Below are 15,354 nucleotides of genomic sequence, written 5' to 3'. Positions count from 1 at the left end.
CAGCCCATAGCGAAAATCAGCCTCAAGCTTGAGCTGTTGATAGTTCAAGTTCACCAGCTTCCGGCTGGCAAAAACAATTAGACCTGTGCCACCAACAGAGTAGACAAGCAGCACCAAGGCCAACTTGTCGCTGATAGTCCACAATACAATTATAAAACTGACGAAAGTGAGCAGGGCAGATATTATCTCAACCGTGACACTGAGACTGGTGCCGGTGAAGCTGGCCGCGTCTTGTGAAATGCGCTGATCGGGGTTATCAATCTCCTCGATTGACTCATCATTTGGATTGAGAACGTAATAAGCCCGATTTGAAAGGTATCGGCTCAACAGGCGGCCGCTCAGCCACTCGCGCCACAGCAGGCCAAGCTTGGGGATTAAATAACTCTGAATAGCCCTGATCGGCAGAGCTATAACCAAGCAAAAAGCATAAATAGCAACGATCTTCCAAAACTCCTCAGCCTTGTAGCCGACCAGAGCATTTTCGATGTTGCGAGCTACATAGCTAATCCCCACATTGATACCATTGACAACCAGGATCAGCAGGGTGATCACCGCCATCAACAACCAGGGCAACCAGCGCCCGTGACGCAACTTGCCTCGGAAAGCCACAAAACAGCCCAGCCCACCGGCCAGCAGCACCATCACCAGCGGCCCGATCGGGCTGTTCCAAATTGCTGCCACCTGCTCGGGCACCCCGGGCAGGAAACGGCTGCGCAATTCGGGAATCACGGCGCCGGTCAGGGCCAAAACCCCAGTGAGCAGCAACAAGGTGCTACCTACGACCACCGCAAGCAATGCCACCACCAGCAGTAGAAACTGCCAGCTCTTGGTGTCGTCTACCGGCAGGAAATAGGGCTGGGCCAGGCGTTGCAACTTCGCCAGTTGACCGCGAAGAGCCTTGAGGGGGTTCATGGGGCAGGTCGAATCAGGTCATTGTCGCGGGCCCGCGGTCAGCCCGGGGGCCAGGCCAGCGGACGCCCCCCTAGCACATGCACATGCAGGTGAAACACGGTCTGGCCCGCATCCGCGCCGCTGTTGATCACTGTGCGAAACGACTCCAGACCCTCCTGGCGGGCCACCTGGGCAGCCACAAGCAAGAGGTGGCCGAGCAGGAGCTCGTGCCCGGCAGTGGCATCAGCAAGCTGGGCGATCGGCTGGCGTGGAATCACCAGCACATGGACCGGAGCCTGGGGCGTTACATCGCGAAAAGCCAGGCAATGCTCATCGGCATACACCTGATCGCAGGGGATCTCGCCGCGGAGGATGCGCCCAAAGATCGTGTCTTGGCTCACAAAAGCAACGGGGGTGGGACAGGGGTGGCACTAACGGTGTAGTAGCACATGGCGTGATGTTGGCACGGTGCAAGACGGCGGCGCTGCAGGGTCTGGAGGCCAGGCCAGTGCTGGTGGAGGTGGATCTGGCTCCCGGCTTGCCGGGCCTGCAGCTGGTGGGCCTGGCCGATGCGGCTGTGCAAGAAGCCCGGGAGCGGGTGCGCTCGGCCATTCGCCACAGCAGCCTGAAGGTGCCGCTGACGCGGGTGGTGGTGAATCTGGCCCCCGCCGACCTGCGCAAGGAGGGGCCGGCTTTTGACCTGCCGATCGCCCTGGGCCTGCTACTGGCCAGTGGCCAGCTGGATGCCGCCAGCAACAACGAGGTTTGGAGCGCCGGGGAGCTGGGGCTGGACGGCAGCTTGCGGCCGATCCGGGGGGTGCTGGCGATTGCGATTGCAGCCCGGAACCATGGCGCCCGGGCCTTGGTCGTGCCCCAGGCCAATGCCTGGGAGGCCGCATTGGTGGAGGGGCTGCGGGTGTGGGGCGCCGCCGATCTCGGCCAGGCCTTATGGCGACTGCAGCATCCGCGGGCCCGTCCGGCCGCCCCTGCCCGTGCCCGTGCCCCCGCCTCCGCCATCGCGCTTAAACAAGCCAACGCGCCGATAACCGCCAGGCCCGCAGCTGAAGATCTTGCCGACGTCAAAGGGCAGCCCCACGGACGCCGGGCCCTGGAGATCGCAGCAGCCGGAGGCCACCACCTGCTGCTCTGCGGCCCACCCGGCAGCGGCAAAACAATGCTGGCCCAGCGCCTGGCGGGGCTGCTACCCCCGCTCGATCCAGCGGAGGCCCTTGAGCTCACCGCCGTCCACTCGGTGGCGGGACTACTGGACAGCAGCCAGGGCTTGCTGCAAACGCGCCCGTTTCGCAGCCCCCACCACAGCTGCTCCGGGCCGGGGCTGATAGGTGGAGGTGGCCAACCCAGACCGGGAGAGCTGGCCCTGGCCCACCACGGAGTGCTGTTTCTCGATGAGCTGGCCGAATTTCGCCGGTCCGTGCTCGACCAATTGCGCCAGCCCCTAGAAGACGGCGAAGTCTGGATTCACCGCGCCCGCCAGCGAACTCGCTTCCCCTGCCGCATCACCCTGGTGGCCGCGGCCAATCCCTGCCCCTGTGGCTGGTTTGGCGACCCAGAGCGCAGCTGCAGCTGCGGGGAGGGCCAGCGGCGGCGCTACTGGGGCCGGTTGTCGGGCCCCCTGCTGGATCGCATTGATTTGCAGGTGGTGATGAGACGGCCATCCAGCGCCGCCCTAACGGCACCGTTTAGGGACCAGGGCGGCAGCCCGGCCAGCGACGAATCAAGCGCTGAGGTGCGAGCAAGAGTCCGCCGGGCCCGGGCCCACATGGCTGCCCGCAATCCCGGGGGCTGCTGCAACAGCCGCATCGCCGGAGGTCAGCTGCAGCAAGTGCTTCAACTGGAAAGCGAAGCCTTAGAAGTGTGGGATGCTGCGATTCAGCACCGGCAGCTCAGTGCCCGGGCTGGCGCCCGGCTGCTGCGGGTTGCCCAAACGATCGCCGACCTAAACGATCAAGCCAGTATTGACGCAACTGCAATTGCCGAAGCGCTTACCTACCGGTCGTTTGATCAAGGGGTATCTCGCTAAGCGGGAGACCAGATCAAAGCGATCAACGGCGGCGGCGGCGCTGCTGGGCCTTGCGCTTGTACTTCTCAACAGGTGTCTCGTGGTGACGCAGACGCTTTAGGTCAGCGAAGATGCCCGCCTTAGACACCTGGCGCTTAAAGCGACGCAGGGCCGATTCAATCCCTTCGTTTTCGCCGACGGTGACCTGGGTCATGAAGCGCTGCGCTGCTCACAGAGCTTGCCAATGTAGCAACCGCCTTTCCGCTCACACCACTCCCCCCTGCTTCGAGGTCAGCGCTTGGTGCCAGAGAGGCCTGAAATGGGGCTGGGCGCAACTACCGGCAGCCCAGGCTGGATCGCAGCATCAGGCCAGGTATCGCGGTAGAGATACACGTGGCCCAGATTGCGACCGCCGTAGGCCCGGCGCTTGAGCTGCCAGCCCGGTTCAAACACCAACTGGAGGAAGCCAGCGCCCTGGCCCTTAGTGCGAGCAACTAGCATTTCAGGGCCCGCTCCGGCCTTGGTTGGCACGGCCAACAGCACGTTGTCGCCGCTCTGACGCAGAACTGTTAGGCGGTAACTCGTGGCCAGATCTGCACCGCCGACTCGCACCGAGTAGCCGTTGGCATCGATGAAGCGGCTGCAGATGCCGCTGAAATCAAAAGTTGCAAGCAGGGGGCTCACCGGAGCTGGTGACCCTGGGGCCACGGCAAAACAAGGCCGAGTCGGCTTGACCTGCTCATAGATGTTGAGTTGGGCGCGGACGCCATCGCCGATGGGCGCTGCCACCAGAACAAAACGCTCCTGGCTGAGATCCGCAGCTTGAAACAGGGCGCTGGCCATGGCTGGGGTGGCAGCAAATGCCACCCCAGCGGCGAAAGCTCCAGCTGCCATGGGGAGGGAATTGACGCCCAGATGGGGCAATCTCATCACGGCATTGGCAAGCAACATGTGCTTAATCGTATGCGCGGTATCCGGCAAGGTCTAGGCCGGCTTGTTGATCCGGATGGCCACCAACAGGGCCGCAACCGTGCCGGGCAGGCTCAGGCCCAGGATCCAGAGGGTGGTCTGCTGTCCCAGGTCGGGTTCGCCGTAGGCGAGCTCAAACACCGAGCCCGTGAAGGCGATGCCAAGTATGCAGGCAAGAGCCAGGAACAAGCCGGCCAGGGGTTTCATGGGCATGGAGAAGAACGATCAGCGGATGGAACGGACATCTGCCCGTTGAAAGCCCTTTTCCAGCAGGCCTTCATTGAGGCTGAGCTCATCGGTGACCCGGTCAACAAAAAGCACACCTTCGAGGTGGTCCATCTCGTGCTGGATGCAGCGGGCCAGTAGGCCATCAGCCTTGACCCGTTGGGGGCGGCCCATCTCGTCGCGATAGCTGACCTCAATCGTGGCCGGGCGCACTACATTCAGATAAACGCCAGGGATGCTGAGGCAGCCTTCCTCATAAGTCTCGATTGCAGCACCGAAGCAGGCGATCTCGGGATTGATCAGGACCATCGGCGCCGCGGCGGCATTCTCGGGATCAAGATCAATCACCAGTAGCTGCTTATGCACTCCCACTTGGGGTGCCGCTAAACCAATGCCCTTGGCCGCATACATGCTGCGCAGCATGTCCCGGGCCAGATCTCGCACACTCTCATCAACCTTGCTGATCCGCTTGGCCGGGGTGCGCAGCACCCCATCGCCAAGGGTGTGGATCGTGAGGGGGGACTCCTCAAGGGCATCCTTGGGCACTTGAACGCCGCGGCTGGCCTGAACGGCGGAGCGTGCCATCTGGGCAAAGCTGCCGGCTGAACTGCGGGCCAACGCGATACTTGAACGAACGACATCCACTTTATGTCGTTATCCCTCGGTGCATGCGGTGGCTGACCCCCCTGGAGCCCTTCCCGCCGCTGTTGTGGTGGGCCAAACCCCCAGCCTGCGGGAGCCACGGCTACTTGACGGGGTGCTCTATTGGCTGGAGCAGCGACCCCATGAAGGGGGGCGCACGACCCTGCTGCGGCGCCTGGGGCCAGACCAGCCAGCAGAGGAGCTAACCCCTGGCAGCTGGAATCTGCGCAGCCGGGTGCATGAATACGGTGGCGGCAGTACGGCCCTGGGCCACAGGAGCGATGGCCGGCCAGTAGCAGTGTTCAGCCACGACGGTGACCGCTGCCTCTGGCTGCTGGAGCTCGATGGCAGCGATCGCCAGCCGCGACGGCTCAGCCCGCCAGGTGGCTACGGCGGCGGCTTGATCGATGCCGGCCGCGACCGCTGGATCGGCGTGCGGGAAAGCGGCAGTGATAAAGGTGCTGGCTGCGACCAGCTGGTGGCTGTTGGGCTGGAAGGTGGCGAGCCCCAGCCGTTGGTGGTGCCAGCCGACTTCTGCGGCTACCCGGCCCTGAGCCCCTCCGGCGCAGGGCTGGCCTGGGTGGAGTGGCAGCAGCCCTTCATGCCCTGGGAGCGCAGCCAGCTCTGGCTGGGGCACTTCGATGCGGCAGGCCAGCTCAGCGGCCGCCGCCTGCTCGCAGGATCGGGGGTGGAACCAAACCCGAACATTTCGGTGTTCCAGCCACTCTGGTGCGGGCCCCACCTGGTGGTGGCAAACGATCGCTCAGGCTTCTGGAACCTCGAACAGCTCGACAACGCCGAGGGATTCGACGCAGAAACCCTGAGCGCAGAGGCGCCGCTTGCCTGGCGGCCGCTGCTGCCCATGCAGGCGGAATTCGGCCTGCCCCAGTGGGTTTTCGGCATGGGCACCCAGGCCTGGGATGGCGAGCAGCTGCTGGCCATCGCCTGCCTGCAGGGGCGCTGGCAGCTGGGCCGCGTGGAGCTGCCGAGCCAGAGCGGAGGTGCCGGCCAGTGGCAGCCCCTGGCCATCGCCTTTGATGATCTGGCTGGTATTTGTGCCGAACGGGGACGGCTGGCCTGCATCGCCGCTTCAGCAACTGAACCAGCGGGCCTGCTCGAGCTGGACCTGGCCAGCGGCAACTGGTGGCATAGCCCTGCTGCCGCCTGCCCTCTGGCGACGCAGGCGATCAGCCTGCCGCAGGAGCTGTGGTTTGAGGGCCACGGCGGCGCCCGCAGCCACGCCTGGTTTTACCCTCCAGCCGGGGGAGCCCACCGGGAGGCACCATTGCTGGTGAAAAGCCACAGCGGCCCCACCGCCATGGCCCGCACGGCCCTGAACTTGGCCATTCAGTTTTGGACAACTCGAGGCTGGGGGGTGGTGGATGTGAACTACGGCGGCTCGACCGGCTTCGGCCGCGCCTATCGGCAGCGGCTCGCTGGCCAGTGGGGCGTGGTGGATGTGGACGATTGCGCCGCAGCAGCCCAGAGCCTGGTGGCGGCGGGCCAGGCCGATCCCGACCGCATCGCCATCGAAGGCGGCAGTGCCGGCGGCTTCACCACCCTGGCCGCCCTGTGCTTTACGGACGTATTTCGCGCCGGCGCGAGCCGCTACGGCGTAGCCGACCCCAGCGCGTTGGCGTCTGAGAGCCATCGCTTTGAAGCCCGCTATCTCGATGGGCTGATCGGCCCCTGGCCGGAAGCGCGCGCCACCTACGAGGCCCGCTCACCGCTGGCCCACGCCGATCAAATCCGCTGCCCGGTGATCTTTTTTCAGGGCCTCGATGACAAGGTGGTGCCACCGGAGCAAACAGACCGCATGGCAGCAGCGCTCGAAGCCAACGCCATCCCGGTGGAGGTGCACCGCTTCCCGCAGGAGGGCCACGGTTTCCGCGATGGTGCCACCTTGATCCGCGTCCTGGAGGCCACTGAGGCTTTCTTCCGCCGGCACTTCAACCTGTGATCGCAACCTTGGCGAGCGACCTGCTGCCCAGCTTCGGCTGGTTGGCCCTGGCCCTGGCCTGCCTCAGCCTGATCCTGGCGGTGGGGCGAGCCCTTGGTGCCCGCTTGCAGCTGCGACTCTGGGGCATCCCCGAAGCCCTGCTGGCCGGCCTGCTGGGCCTGCTACTGGCCCCGGACGGCCCCCTGCCGCTGCTGCCTCCTCAGGTGATGCAGCTATGGGCCGATCTGCCGCTGGTGCTGCTCACCCTGGTGTTTGGCTCGCTGCTGCTCGGCAAACCCCTGCCCAAACTGGAGGGGCTGTGGCGGCCGGTGTCGGGGCAGGTGTCGCTGGCGCTGGTGCTGGCCTTTGGGCAATTCGTGGTGGGGGGCCTGGCGGTGCTGCTGGTGCTGCAGCCCTGGCTGGGGGTGAGCCCGGTGATGGCCTGCCTGATCGAGGTGGCCTACGAGGGCGGCCATGGCTCCGCCGCGGCGATGGGGCCGAGCTATGCGGCCCTGGGCTTTCCCGGCGGCCAGGCCCTGGGCCTAGCCATGGCCACGGTGGGGCTGCTGAGCTCCACTTTGGTTGGGGGGCTGGTGGTGGTGGTGGCCCGCAGCCGCGGCTGGCTGTTGGCCGATGCCCCAGGCAGCGCACCCAGCGAACCCACCAGCACGGCCAGCGGCGATTCAGGTGGCGTGGCGGCCAGGGCGGCGGCTTGGGCGGTGAACCTAGCCCTGGCGGGCATGGCCGTGCTCACGGGCGTGGCGCTACTGGCCGGATTGCGCTGGCTCACCGCTGGGTTGGGGGATGGCGTTGCCAGCGTTGTTGATGCGCTGCCGGTGTTTCCGTTAGCGATCGTGGGGTCGCTGCTGGTGCGTTTAGCGCTGGAGCGCAGCGGCAAAGCCCATTGGGCCTCTTCCGCGGTGCAGGGCCAGGTGGGCACCCTTTCGGCAGATTTGCTGATCACCGCCGCCACCGCCGGGCTGGATCTGGCCCTGCTCAAGGCCGACTGGCTGCCGCTCACGGTGCTTGCCCTAGGCGGCCTGGTGTGGAACCTGGCGGTGACCCTGCTGCTAGCCCCGCGGCTGCTGCCCGCCGACTGGTTTGAGCGGGCGGTGATTGAGTTTGGCCAGGCCACGGGAGTGGCGGCTAGCGGCCTGCTGCTGCTGCGCATGGCCGATCCAGACGACCGCAGCGACGCCCTACCGGCCTTCTCGATCAAGCAGCTGATGCTGCAGCCGTTTTTGGCTGGAGGGGTGGTGACGGTGGTGGCGCCGCTGGCGGTGGCGGGCTGGGGGCTGCCGCTTTGGACCGGCTTCTGCTTTGCCCTGGTGCTGCTGTTTGGCGGCACGGGGCTGTGGCTGGCGCGCAATCAGGCGCCGGCGCCGTAGTGCAGGGAGCGAAACTGCTGATGCACCGCGGCCATCTGGGCAGCGCTGAGCAGCGGTGGCTCACCGAGTTGCAGGGCCTGCAGATACATCTGGGCCAGCGTTTCCACCTCAACGGCGATGCGCAGGGCTTGATCGAGGCTGGTGCCGAGGGTTACCTGGCCGTGCTGGGCCAGCAGGCAGGCCAGCCGATCCTCCATGGCCTGCACTGCCAGGGCCGAAAGCTCGGCTGTGCCAAAGGTGGCGTAGGCCGCGCAGCGGATGTCATCACCGCCGGCCACCGCGGTCATGTAGTGGAAGGGGGGAATGGGGCTGCCGTGGCAGGCGAGGGCCGTGGCATGGATCGAATGGCAATGCAGCACCGCCTGGATCTCAGGCCGGCTGGCGAGGAGATCGGCGTGCAGCCGCCACTCGGAGGAGGGCCGCCGCTGGCCAGCTGCCGCCCCAAGTGGCTTGCCGCTGGGATCAATCGCCACCAGATCCTGCGGCTGCATCTGCTCGAAGGGCAGGGAGCTGGGCGTGATCAGCAGGCCACCAGGAATACGCACCGATAGGTTGCCGGAGGTGCCCTGATTGAGCCCGCAGGCGTTTAGGCGCCGGGACACCTCCACGAGCTGCTGGCGCAGCTCCTGCTCAGTCATTGCCATAAAGCTCCTGCAGCCCAGCCTCCGTGGCCGCGGCCACGCCCCGCTCGGTGATCAGGCCCGTCACCAGCCGCGCCGGCGTGACATCAAAGGCCGGGTTGAAGCCGGCGCTGCCCGTTGGCGTTAGCTGCACCGTGGTGATCGCGCCATCCGGTGCCCGCCCCTGGATGTGGGTCACCTCCTCGGCGCTGCGGGCCTCGATCGGGATCTCGGCCACGCCATCGCCAATCGTCCAGTCGATCGTGGAGGCGGGCAAGGCCACATAAAAGGGCACGCCGTTGTCGTGGGCGGCCAGGGCCTTGAGATAGGTGCCGATCTTGTTGCACACATCGCCGCGGCGGGTGGTGCGGTCGGTGCCCACGATCACCGCATCCACCTGGCCGTGCTGCATCAGGTGGCCGCCGGCGTTGTCGACGATCACGGTGTGGGGCACGCCCTCCTGAGCCAGCTCAAAGGCGGTGAGCGAGGCGCCCTGGTTGCGCGGCCGGGTTTCATCGACCCACACATGAATGTTGAGCCCGGCGCGGTGGGCCTTGTATATCGGCGCCAGGGCCGTGCCCCAGTCGACGGTGGCCAGCCAGCCGGCGTTGCAGTGGGTGAGCACATTGAGCCTGGCGCCTGGCCTGGCCGCCGCCAGCTGCCGGAAGATCGCCAGCCCGTGCTCGCCGATGGCCTCGCCCATGGCCACGTCCTCATCGGCGATCGCCGCGGCCTCCAACCTGGCCGCCTCGGCCCGCTCGACCGGCGGCAGCGGCTGCACCTTGGCCCGCACCCGCTCCAGGGCCCAGCGCAGGTTGATCGCCGTGGGCCGGGTGGCATTGAGTTGCTCAAAGGCTGCCGCCAGAGAGGCGTCGCCCGGATCGGCCTGCAGGGCCAGCATCAGCCCGTAGGCGCCCGTCACGCCGATCAGCGGCGCCCCGCGCACCACCATCGTGCGGATCGCATCAGCCGCCTCAGCGCAGCTGCGCAGGGTGCGCGTCGTGAACTGGTGGGGCAGCAGGGTCTGATCGATCACCCCCACTGCGCGGCCATCCGGCTCCAGCCAGATCGTGCGCCAGGGCTTGCCGTCGATGTTCATGGCTGCGGAAGTGGGCCGAGTCTTCTCCTGATCATCTCTGGGGGTGGGGAACTGGGGCAGATCAGCGCCAGGAACAGCAGCAGAAAGATTTTGGGAAGGACCGTCTCGCAATTCGTACAACCTGTACAGATTCCCGGAGCCTGTCGCAAACCCAACCACACACCCCTGCCACCTGCTCAAATCAGCCGGTAGCCAAACCAATCCGGCACCTGGCTCTGGCTCAGGCCCTCAAGGTGGGGCTCCAGCTGCACATGCCAGCGCTCACCGCCCAGCAGCTCCAGCTGCTCGATCGCCAGGCAGTCGTCCACGGCCGCCAGGTCATCCTTGTGCTGCTGCAGGGCCCCACGCAGCCACTGCCGCTTGGCCGCTGCCTTGGCCGCCTGGGGCGAGCGGGCCACCACCAGGCCGAAATGATGCAGCTCCGCGAGGCAATCGGGGCGGTAGGCGCCCAGGTTCACAAACCACAGCCGCTCGGGCCGGGGCGCGGCCGGCTCGCGCCTGAGGCTCACCGCGAAGCCATCCACCGCCCGCACCGCCAGGTAGCTGTCCAGGTGCAGGCCCTCACGCCTCCCGAACCACTGCCGCCGCAGCTCCGGAAGCGCCGCTTCGATCGTGGCGCCCGCCACGAAGCGCACGTCGTGGAGCTCGATGTGGCAGCCCGGGGCGCGGCCGCCCAGCACCACCAGAAACAACTCGGGTGCGCTCACGGCTGTTGCTGGTCGGGCGGAGAAATCAGCGCCAGCATCCCAGCAGCTGAGCTGTTGGCTGCTGGATGGGCACCGCGATGGATGTGCTGGTGATGGATGGGCTGGCGGTGGATGTGCTGGTGGTTGGTGCGGGCCTCTCCGGGCTGGTTGCCGCACGCCGCCTGCAACAGCAGGGGCTGCGCGTGCGCGTGCTGGAGGCGCGGACGCGGCTGGGCGGGCGGATGGTGAGCCGCACCCTCAGCGATGGCAGCGTGGTGGATCTGGGCGGCCAGTGGGGCGGCACGACCCACCACCGCTTCGCGGCGCTGCTGAGCGAGCTAGGCATCAGCCGCTACCCCAGCCACTACACCGGAGACGGGATCTGGTGCTGGCGCGGTGAGCGGCTGCAGGCCCCCCTGGCGGCCCGCTTCGCCGACAGCCTCCTCTTCTTTGAACCCGATGCTCTGCACCTGGACGCCGAAGCGTTGGCGGCAGCCCAGGCCTTGCAGCGGACCTTCTCGGAGCTGGTGGAGGGGATCGATCCGCGCCAGCCCTGGCGCAGCCCCCAGGCCGAGTCGCTCGATCGGCTCAGCGTGGCCGCCTGGGCCGCACAGCACACCAGCCTTCCCCTGGCCCGGCTGCCGCTCGACTGGCTCTGCCGGGTGGGCGGCTCCGGCGGCTTCGAACCCTGGGAAACCTCGATCCTCCATCTCGCCTGGACCCAGGCGGTGGCACCCCAGGCCGAGAGCCCCGAAGCCTGGCTCGTGCAGGGCGGTGCCGGCTCGGTGGCCCAGCGACTGGCGGCCGATCTCGACGCCCACAGCCCGGGCTGTCTCCAGCTCGGCGCACCCGTGCAGGCCATCGCCCAACAGGGCGACACGGTGCAGGTGATGGCCGAAGGCCTGGCACCGCTGCAGGCGCAGGCCGTGATCGTGGCCGTGCCGCCGCCGCAGCGGCTGGCGATCCGCTTTGAGCCGGCGCTGCCTGCCGCCCACCAGGCGCTGCTGCAGCGCACGGCCATGGGAGGCATGACCAAGATCCTGGCCCGCTACGCCCGTCCGTTCTGGCGCGAGCAGGGCCTCAACGGCCTGGGCATCGGCGATCGGCCCTGGCTGGAGCTCACCGCCGACAGCGGGCCGCCGAGCGGCCAGCCGGCCGTGCTGGCGAGCTTCGTGGCCGGCGAGCGGGCGCTGACGCTGGCGGCCCTGCCCGCTGCCCAGCGGCGGGCGCTGATCCTGCAGGATCTCGCCGCCTACTGGGGTCCGGAGGCCGCCAAACCGCTGGAGCTGGTGGAGCAGGCCTGGAACAGCGAGCCGTTCACCGGCGGCGCCTTCACCAGCTTCCTTGCCCCGGGCTGCTGGACCAGCCACGCCCGCCTGGCCGCCGGCGCTGAGGGCGGCCCCGGCCCCGCCCACCACGGGCGGGTGCTCTGGGCCGGCACCGAAGCATCCCCCCGCTGGCCGGGCTATTTCGAAGGGGCGATCGAAGCCGGTGAGCTGGCGGCCAGCGATGCCGCTGCGCTCCTGACGGCATGAGCCAACCGCCCTACATCCACGGCAGCAGCGCGCGTGAACAGCAACGGCTGATCGCGCAGGCAGCCTTGCTGGCGCCCCTGCTGGCCGCCAATCTGGAGCTGCACCCGGGCGAGCGGCTGCTCGAGATCGGCTGCGGCGTGGGGGCCGTGCTGGGCCAGATCGCGCGCAGCCATCCGCAGACGCAGCTCAGCGGCATCGACATCAGCCCCGAGCAGATCGCCGGAGCACACAGTCACCTGGATGCACTGGGGCTGGGTGCGGCCAGCTCCAACCCTGTGGAGCTGGTGGTGGGCGATGGCGCTGCGCTGCCCTGGCCCGATGGGCACTTCGATCGGGTGCGGCTGGTGTGGGTGATCGAGCACCTGGGGGATCCATCGACGCTGCTGCGGGAGGCGCGCAGGGTGCTGCGGCCCGGCGGCACGATCCACCTCACCGAAACCGACTACACCAGCCTCCAGGTGTCGCCCCCGGACAGGGCGATCCAGGCTCTGCTGACCGCCTTTGTGGCCCACTTCAACCGCCACGGCGATGCCCATGCCGGCCCGCGACTCGGGCCCCTGCTGGAGCAGGCGGGCTTCACAGCCGTGAGCAATCAGATGGTGGGCATCCATCACTGGTGCCCCAGTGGGCGCGAGCAGGTGCACGACTTCTGCACCTACCTGCTGGGGTTCATTGAACCCGAACTGCCGGCCCTGCTGGCGGCAGCTCCCAGCGCCGAGGTGGCAGCGCGGATCGCGCTCGGTGCGCAGCGGTTTGGCCAGCTGGGCCAGCGCCCCGATGGGGCCATCAGCCTCAGCATCTATCAGGGGCGCGGCATCGCCGACGCCTGAGTGCTGGCCGGGCGACGGAAGTCGGCGAACAGCACGACAGCGCCGCTGCCGCTCTGGCTGATCTCAAGCTCCAGAAACGGCCCGCTCGCATCGCGGCGCAGCCAACCGCTCACCCGACCGCTGTCTTCGGTTTCGACCAGCAGCACCCGGCAGCTGCGGGACTCGATCCAGCCGATCAGGGGTTCCACCCCCTGAAACGAGGGTTGGCCCTGGCGGTTGTGGCCCTGCACGGCCCCGGGGCCGGTGTGCACCGCCCTCCAGTCGCGCTGGCCCCGCACGCGGCCGTCACGGCCCACCTGCAGCTGCAAGCGCTGCAGGCTGGGCGCCACTCCCCCGTTCACATGCGTCTGCGCCTCGGCCTGCCAGGCGCCCGAGAGCGTGCTGAGGTCGGCCGGCGCAACGCAAGGGAGCGGGCCGGGAGCCGCAACCGCCGGACTCCAGGGCAGCGGCGCGGCCAGGGCAACAGCCAGCCAGAGCGATCGCCAGGGGTGCAATGGGGTCAGCGTCTGAGGCGGCATGGCGGATTGGCATTCCAGGGCATCACGGCATCGTCCAGCAGGATGAGGAGATCGACTCCAGGGTGATGGATTTCTTCGATCGGCAATGGAGCTCCTACCGGGCGATCGTGGAGCACGACCTGATGGAGCACCACCAGAAACAGACTTGGACTCAGAGATTGGACCAGCCTGGGGCGAGCAGAATGAACAGGTTGCCGAGCACCCATGGACTTCTTTGAAAACCAATGGAGCACCTATAAAACAATCGTCCAACACGACTTCATGCACCATCGGGCCCTGGTTGGGGCGGTGGAGCAGGTTCTGAAGCACTACTTCGACGGAGCACCAGCTGGGCACCGCCCCCACTTTGTAGACCTGGGCTGTGGCGATGCCGACCCCCTGGCGGCCGTTCTACGGGACCTCCCCCTCGGTTCGCTCCTGGGTCTGGATCAGGCCTCCTCCGTCCTGCCTCTTGCTGCCAAAGCCCTGGGGGAGGTGCCCTATCCCTGCGACTGGATCCAGGCTGAGCTCCTGGAGTGGGCCACAGCGGCAACGCCACAAACCAATCCGATTGACATCCTCTATTCCTCGTTCGCCATCCACCACCTGGATGGGGAGAGCCAAGAGGCCTTCCTGGCGGGGGTTCGGAAGAAGATCAACCCCAAAGGCATTTTTCTCTGGGCGGACATTTTTCGGGAACCCGGTGAATCAGTTGACGACTTTCGACTGCGCTACACCCAACGGATGACCGACCACTGGGGGGGTGTCCTCCAGCCGCAGCAACTGGCCCATGCCTGCTTCCATGTGAGTCATTACGACCTTCCCGCTGACCGAGCCGCCATCGGCACCACAGCCCGCAACCAGGGCTGGAGCCTTGCCTGGATCTGGGCTGGACCCGACCAGGCCGAGGCGCTGGCGGTGCTGACGCCGGCCTGATTCAGGCGCTCAGCTGTGCTCCCGCAGGAAGGCGATCGTGCCCTCCAGCTCCTCGCCGAAGCGCTCGATCTCCTCGGGGGTGGTGGTGAAGCTGAGGCTGGCGCGGGCCGAGCTCGGAATGCCGTAAAGGCGATGCAGGGGCTGGGTGCAGTGGTGGCCGCTGCGGATGCAGATGCCGGCTGAATCCAGCAGGGCAGCGATGTCGTTGGCATGCAACCCATCCACCGTGAAGGCCGCCAGGGCACCCCGATCGGGCTGTTGCTCGGGCGTGGGACCCAGGATCCGCACGCCTTCGATCGCCCGTAGACGATCAAACAGCTGGCGGGTGAGCACCTGCTCCCAGGCGTGGATGCGCTCCAGGCCCAGGGCGTTGAGGTAATCGAGGGCGGCGCCCATACCGATCGCTTCGCCGATGGCCGGCGTGCCCGCCTCAAACTTGTGGGGCAGCTCCGCCCAGCTGCTGTGGTCCAGGTACACGTCCTGGATCATTTCGCCGCCGCCGAGGAAGGGGGGCATCGCCTCCAGCAGGGCCTCGCGGGCCCAGAGGAAGCCCATGCCCGTGGGGCCGCAGAGCTTGTGGGAGCTGCCCACCAGGAAATCGCAGCCGAGCGCAGCCACATTCACCGGCAGGTGGGGCAGGCTCTGACAGGCGTCCACCAGCACCAGGGCACCGGCGGCGTGGGCCAGCGGCACCACCTGCTCGATCGGATTGAGGCAGCCGAGGGTGTTGCTCACCTGCACCAGGCTCACCAACCTGGTGCGCTCGGTGATCTGGCTGCGCAGATCCTCCAGATCCAGCTCGCCGCTTTCGGTGAGCCCGGCGTGGCGCAGCACGCAGCCGGTGCGGGCCGCCAGCAGCTGCCAGGGCACCAGATTGGAGTGGTGCTCCATCACCGTGAGCAGCACCTCATCGCCGGGACCGAGATTGGCATCGCCCCAGCTGCGGGCCACCAGGTTGATCGCCTCGCTGGCGTTGCGGGTGAACACGATCTCCCGCGCACTCGCCGCACCTATGAAGGCGGCAACCTTGGCCCGGGCAGCCTCAAAGCCCTCGGTGGCGCGGGCGCTGAGCTGGTG

Annotated in this window: 17 protein-coding genes; 6 read left to right on the top strand and 11 right to left on the bottom strand. The window is 67.3% G+C overall.

The genetic code is table 11. The features are described from left to right. Together KBZ07_RS07145 and KBZ07_RS07140 are read right to left on the bottom strand one after the other, a co-directional pair. Window positions 1–912: SbmA/BacA-like family transporter (locus tag KBZ07_RS07145; protein ID WP_315860143.1), on the bottom strand; the 912-nt coding region annotated here is incomplete at its 3' end. A gap of 38 nt (window positions 913–950) precedes the next feature. Continuing rightward, window positions 951–1,292, bottom strand: a complete 342-nt coding sequence (locus KBZ07_RS07140; protein ID WP_254930962.1) for a histidine triad nucleotide-binding protein — start codon at window positions 1,290–1,292, stop codon at window positions 951–953. A gap of 56 nt (window positions 1,293–1,348) precedes the next feature. Here KBZ07_RS07140 and KBZ07_RS07135 point away from each other — a divergent pair, with 56 nt between their 5' ends. After that, window positions 1,349–2,932 carry a YifB family Mg chelatase-like AAA ATPase gene (locus tag KBZ07_RS07135; RefSeq protein WP_254930961.1) on the top strand — a complete coding sequence of 528 codons (1,584 nt, stop codon included), beginning with the start codon at window positions 1,349–1,351 and terminating at the stop codon, window positions 2,930–2,932. Between the two features lie 22 nt (window positions 2,933–2,954). Here KBZ07_RS07135 and rpsU read toward each other — a convergent pair whose 3' ends face one another. The 4 genes from rpsU to def form a co-directional block, all read right to left on the bottom strand. After that, window positions 2,955–3,125: a 30S ribosomal protein S21 gene (rpsU, locus tag KBZ07_RS07130; RefSeq protein WP_010304532.1), complete on the bottom strand. Its 171-nt coding sequence runs from the start codon at window positions 3,123–3,125 to the stop codon at window positions 2,955–2,957. Between the two features lie 77 nt (window positions 3,126–3,202). After that, a complete protein-coding gene (locus tag KBZ07_RS07125) occupies window positions 3,203–3,841 on the bottom strand; it encodes a DUF3747 domain-containing protein (RefSeq protein WP_254930960.1) in 639 nt (212 codons plus the stop codon). A gap of 54 nt (window positions 3,842–3,895) precedes the next feature. After that, window positions 3,896–4,093, bottom strand: coding sequence for a hypothetical protein (locus KBZ07_RS07120; RefSeq protein WP_254930959.1), 198 nt, complete (start codon window positions 4,091–4,093; stop codon window positions 3,896–3,898). A gap of 12 nt (window positions 4,094–4,105) precedes the next feature. Next, window positions 4,106–4,690, bottom strand: coding sequence for a peptide deformylase (gene def, locus KBZ07_RS07115; protein WP_254930958.1), 585 nt, complete (start codon window positions 4,688–4,690; stop codon window positions 4,106–4,108). 88 nt (window positions 4,691–4,778) lie between these two features. On the opposite strand from def, the gene KBZ07_RS07110 reads away from it, so the two are divergent. Then, complete coding sequence (locus KBZ07_RS07110) at window positions 4,779–6,707, top strand: prolyl oligopeptidase family serine peptidase (protein WP_254930957.1); 1,929 nt, start codon at window positions 4,779–4,781, stop codon at window positions 6,705–6,707. Continuing rightward, window positions 6,704–8,074 (top strand): sodium:solute symporter, encoded by a 1,371-nt coding sequence (locus tag KBZ07_RS07105; RefSeq protein WP_254930956.1) that lies wholly within the window; start codon window positions 6,704–6,706, stop codon window positions 8,072–8,074. Before KBZ07_RS07110 ends, KBZ07_RS07105 begins: the two co-directional genes overlap by 4 nt. Here the strand turns inward: KBZ07_RS07105 and KBZ07_RS07100 are convergent. The 3 genes from KBZ07_RS07100 to KBZ07_RS07090 form a co-directional block, all read right to left on the bottom strand. Next, window positions 8,056–8,712 carry a class II aldolase/adducin family protein gene (locus tag KBZ07_RS07100; protein WP_254930963.1) on the bottom strand — a complete coding sequence of 219 codons (657 nt, stop codon included), beginning with the start codon at window positions 8,710–8,712 and terminating at the stop codon, window positions 8,056–8,058. The genes KBZ07_RS07105 and KBZ07_RS07100 overlap by 19 nt on opposite strands. Beyond that, the gene (mtnA, locus tag KBZ07_RS07095; RefSeq protein WP_254930955.1) at window positions 8,705–9,793 is read right to left on the bottom strand and encodes an S-methyl-5-thioribose-1-phosphate isomerase; all 1,089 of its coding nucleotides are present in this window, start codon (window positions 9,791–9,793) and stop codon (window positions 8,705–8,707) included. Before mtnA ends, KBZ07_RS07100 begins: the two co-directional genes overlap by 8 nt. 176 nt (window positions 9,794–9,969) lie before the next feature. After that, a complete protein-coding gene (locus KBZ07_RS07090; RefSeq protein ID WP_254930954.1) occupies window positions 9,970–10,500 on the bottom strand; it encodes a DUF1543 domain-containing protein in 531 nt (176 codons plus the stop codon). Between the two features lie 65 nt (window positions 10,501–10,565). On the opposite strand from KBZ07_RS07090, the gene KBZ07_RS07085 reads away from it, so the two are divergent. Next, window positions 10,566–12,014 carry an FAD-dependent oxidoreductase gene (locus tag KBZ07_RS07085; protein ID WP_254930953.1) on the top strand — a complete coding sequence of 483 codons (1,449 nt, stop codon included), beginning with the start codon at window positions 10,566–10,568 and terminating at the stop codon, window positions 12,012–12,014. Then, window positions 12,011–12,844, top strand: coding sequence for a methyltransferase domain-containing protein (locus KBZ07_RS07080; protein WP_254930952.1), 834 nt, complete (start codon window positions 12,011–12,013; stop codon window positions 12,842–12,844). The genes KBZ07_RS07085 and KBZ07_RS07080 overlap by 4 nt, the downstream gene beginning before the upstream one ends. Here the strand turns inward: KBZ07_RS07080 and KBZ07_RS07075 are convergent. After that, window positions 12,817–13,362: a hypothetical protein gene (locus tag KBZ07_RS07075; RefSeq protein ID WP_254930951.1), complete on the bottom strand. Its 546-nt coding sequence runs from the start codon at window positions 13,360–13,362 to the stop codon at window positions 12,817–12,819. The two genes, KBZ07_RS07080 and KBZ07_RS07075, sit on opposite strands and share 28 nt — an antisense overlap. 204 nt (window positions 13,363–13,566) lie before the next feature. On the opposite strand from KBZ07_RS07075, the gene KBZ07_RS07070 reads away from it, so the two are divergent. Beyond that, window positions 13,567–14,277: a trans-aconitate 2-methyltransferase gene (locus tag KBZ07_RS07070; RefSeq protein ID WP_254930950.1), complete on the top strand. Its 711-nt coding sequence runs from the start codon at window positions 13,567–13,569 to the stop codon at window positions 14,275–14,277. A gap of 9 nt (window positions 14,278–14,286) precedes the next feature. Here KBZ07_RS07070 and KBZ07_RS07065 read toward each other — a convergent pair. Next, window positions 14,287–15,354, bottom strand: a 1,068-nt coding sequence (locus KBZ07_RS07065; protein WP_254930949.1) for an aminotransferase class V-fold PLP-dependent enzyme, incomplete at its 5' end; no start/stop codon positions are given.

Source organism: Cyanobium sp. BA20m-14, assembly GCF_024346295.1.
This window is presented reverse-complemented; position numbering and strand designations above follow the sequence as displayed.

Excerpts from the sequence above, each read along its gene's own strand:
- KBZ07_RS07080 (WP_254930952.1), top strand. The coding sequence starts at position 12,011 with ATGAGCCAACCGCCCTACATCCACGGCAGCAGCGCGCGTGAACAGCAA.
- rpsU (WP_010304532.1), bottom strand. The coding sequence starts at position 3,125 with ATGACCCAGGTCACCGTCGGCGAAAACGAAGGGATTGAATCGGCCCTG.
- KBZ07_RS07075 (WP_254930951.1), bottom strand. The coding sequence starts at position 13,362 with ATGCCGCCTCAGACGCTGACCCCATTGCACCCCTGGCGATCGCTCTGG.
- KBZ07_RS07085 (WP_254930953.1), top strand. The coding sequence starts at position 10,566 with ATGGGCACCGCGATGGATGTGCTGGTGATGGATGGGCTGGCGGTGGAT.
- KBZ07_RS07100 (WP_254930963.1), bottom strand. The coding sequence starts at position 8,712 with ATGACTGAGCAGGAGCTGCGCCAGCAGCTCGTGGAGGTGTCCCGGCGC.
- KBZ07_RS07125 (WP_254930960.1), bottom strand. The coding sequence starts at position 3,841 with ATGAGATTGCCCCATCTGGGCGTCAATTCCCTCCCCATGGCAGCTGGA.
- KBZ07_RS07120 (WP_254930959.1), bottom strand. The coding sequence starts at position 4,093 with ATGCCCATGAAACCCCTGGCCGGCTTGTTCCTGGCTCTTGCCTGCATA.
- KBZ07_RS07135 (WP_254930961.1), top strand. The coding sequence starts at position 1,349 with ATGTTGGCACGGTGCAAGACGGCGGCGCTGCAGGGTCTGGAGGCCAGG.
- KBZ07_RS07070 (WP_254930950.1), top strand. The coding sequence starts at position 13,567 with ATGGACTTCTTTGAAAACCAATGGAGCACCTATAAAACAATCGTCCAA.
- mtnA (WP_254930955.1), bottom strand. The coding sequence starts at position 9,793 with ATGAACATCGACGGCAAGCCCTGGCGCACGATCTGGCTGGAGCCGGAT.
- def (WP_254930958.1), bottom strand. The coding sequence starts at position 4,690 with ATGGCACGCTCCGCCGTTCAGGCCAGCCGCGGCGTTCAAGTGCCCAAG.